We start from the raw sequence: 2,201 nt of genomic DNA on the forward strand, positions 1-2,201 counted from the left end.
GCGCCACCCCCGCCGGAAACATGGTTGCTCCCACTCAGGGCAATCCAATCGCCTACTTCAAGCGCAAGAAGGCTAGCAACTAAATACTCACACCAGAACCGGGTTCAGGCGTCTCGCTCCGAGCCCGGTTTTTGGCCCCTAGAAACATTGCTTTTCAAGAAGGTATACCGTGTCAAAGATTGAAGACCGCCTCAAAGAACTTGGCTACGACCTGCCCGAGCTGGCAGCCCCGGTAGCCGCCTACGTTCCTGCCGTCACCAGCGGTAACTACGTCTACACCTCGGGCCAGCTGCCTTTCGTTAAGGGCGAGCTTCCCGCCACTGGCAAGGTCTCAGATTCTGGCGCCGAAGGCTTTGTAGACCCCGAAACCGCCCAGAAACTGGCTAGCCTCTCAGCCCTGAACGCCCTGGCTGCCGTCAAGTCCGTCATCGGCGATCTTGACCGCGTCACCCGTGTGGTCAAGGTGGTCGGTTTCGTCTCATCAGACCCCTCTTTCACAGGCCAGCCCGCCGTTATCAACGGGGCCTCCCTGCTTCTGGGCGAGGTCTTTGGCGAGGCAGGCGTGCACGCCCGCTCAGCCGTTGGCGTGCCGGTACTACCGCTGGACTCCCCGGTAGAAGTTGAAATCATCGTGGAATATGCCTAGCCAACCCATATATACCGGCGCCCTCAAGCGGGTGCCGCCGCCGGCGTCCGCCCCCTACGCTTCGGTGGCGGCCCCGGCACCCAAAACCCACCCCATCCCCTCAAGCCAGCAGGACTCCGCCCGCACCTGGCTCGATGAGGGGGACTGCACCCCGCGCGCGGCCAAGCCCGCAGCCGCGGTCGTTTTTGTGCGTGACGGTGCTTCGGGGCCTGAAACCTTTATAACCTACCGGGTGAAATCCCCTATGGGCCGGGTTGCCTTCCCCGGCGGTCTTGGTGTGCCCGAGGACGCCGCCCCCATCGGCTGGGTCGGCCCCAGCGGCGACTACTGGGCCAAGGCTTTCAGCCAGGATGACCTGGGGGCAGCTAACGCCGCCGTGGTCACCGCTGTACGTGAGCTCTTTGAAGAGACCGGCGTGCTCTTGGCTGGCAGCGGCGAGCTCTCGACCATCGAGCTCACCAGCGGGCACGAGTGCATGGCCTCGCGCTTGGCCGTAGCCCAGCAGGATAAAACCTTCGCTGACTACCTGGAACGCCGCGGCCTTAAAATCCGCGCCGACCTGCTCAAACCCCTAGCCCGCTGGCAGTCACCGGGCTTCTTCCACAAGCGCTACGACATTCACTATTTCACCTGCGCGGTACCTGTGGGGCAGAACCCCTTCCTGCTCGCCGGGAAGGGAATTTGGGGGCGCTGGGTCAGTGTGCGTGAGCTGGTTGCCCACCCCATGAGCATGGAACTCGGTAACGAAATTGGGCAGGACGACACCGTCGGGGTGCCCTTCCAGGAGCTGGTGACCCCCGGCGTCATGTATCTGCTGGAACAGCTCGCTGCGGCCTCCGGGGCGGTTGCCTTCCTGGCCAAGCGACGCCAGGTTTCCCTCTACCTGCCCGAGGTTAAGCAGGATGCCGCCGGCACCTGCTACCTGGCAGTGCAGGAGAAAAAGGTCTAGCTGTGCCCCGTGAGCATCAGGCCCCCAGTTCAGCACCCATCTCGTTCTCGCAGAGACTTACCAGATGGGCGACCCTGGGGGCCTGTCTGCTACTGATGGCTATTATCGGTGGACGCTTGGGGCTGAGCGCCTTGGGGCTGCAACTTATCCCAGGGCTAGGCTTGGTCTGCCTGGGGCTCTCTTACCTGGCGGCCCTTACCTTACTGGTGTGTGGAACCGGCTATATCCTCAAGAGCCTGGGAAAAATCCCCCAGCCAGATGGGGCTAGAAGCAGCACCCTGGCCTTGCTAACCACCTGGTTCGCCCAAGGGCTTCTGCTCTTGCTGGTAAGTGCTCTTGCCCTGGTAATGACTTTTAGCTTCTTCATCGTTCTGGTCTTCAGTACCGGTTGGATCCGCTATGAAGATGAGGGGAAAACCTACTACCAGTTCCCCGTAGGGCTAGACCGTGACTATTGCAGGGAGGCACAACAGGTCAACCTCATATTTGCCCGGGACCTTGAGGGAACCTATAACTGTTGGCCCAACAGTAAGGACCTCGGGGGTACCTCAACCCCACCGGGCAACCTGGGCGACGTCCATGTGCCCGCGGAGGCCCCCGCGTCCG

General features: G+C 62.0%; 3 protein-coding genes. All 3 read left to right on the forward strand.

Features of this window, described 5'->3' with window-relative positions:
* The first annotated feature begins 169 nt into the window (after positions 1 to 169).
* On the forward strand, positions 170 to 646 hold the full coding sequence (locus E4U03_RS12425; protein ID WP_135014035.1) for a RidA family protein: 477 nt from the start codon (positions 170 to 172) through the stop codon (positions 644 to 646).
* Positions 639 to 1,595, forward strand: coding sequence for an NUDIX hydrolase (locus E4U03_RS12430; protein WP_135014036.1), 957 nt, complete (start codon positions 639 to 641; stop codon positions 1,593 to 1,595). Before E4U03_RS12425 ends, E4U03_RS12430 begins: the two co-directional genes overlap by 8 nt.
* 95 nt (positions 1,596 to 1,690) lie before the next feature.
* On the forward strand, positions 1,691 to 2,201 hold a 511-nt coding region (locus tag E4U03_RS12435; protein WP_135014037.1), incomplete at its 3' end, for a hypothetical protein.

Source organism: Rothia nasimurium, from assembly GCF_004569295.1.
GTDB lineage: Bacteria > Actinomycetota > Actinomycetes > Actinomycetales > Micrococcaceae > Rothia > Rothia nasimurium_B.

What these genes read in the sequence shown, in the direction of transcription:
- E4U03_RS12430 (WP_135014036.1), top strand. Translation starts at nt 639, where the DNA reads ATGCCTAGCCAACCCATATATACCGGCGCCCTCAAGCGGGTGCCGCCG.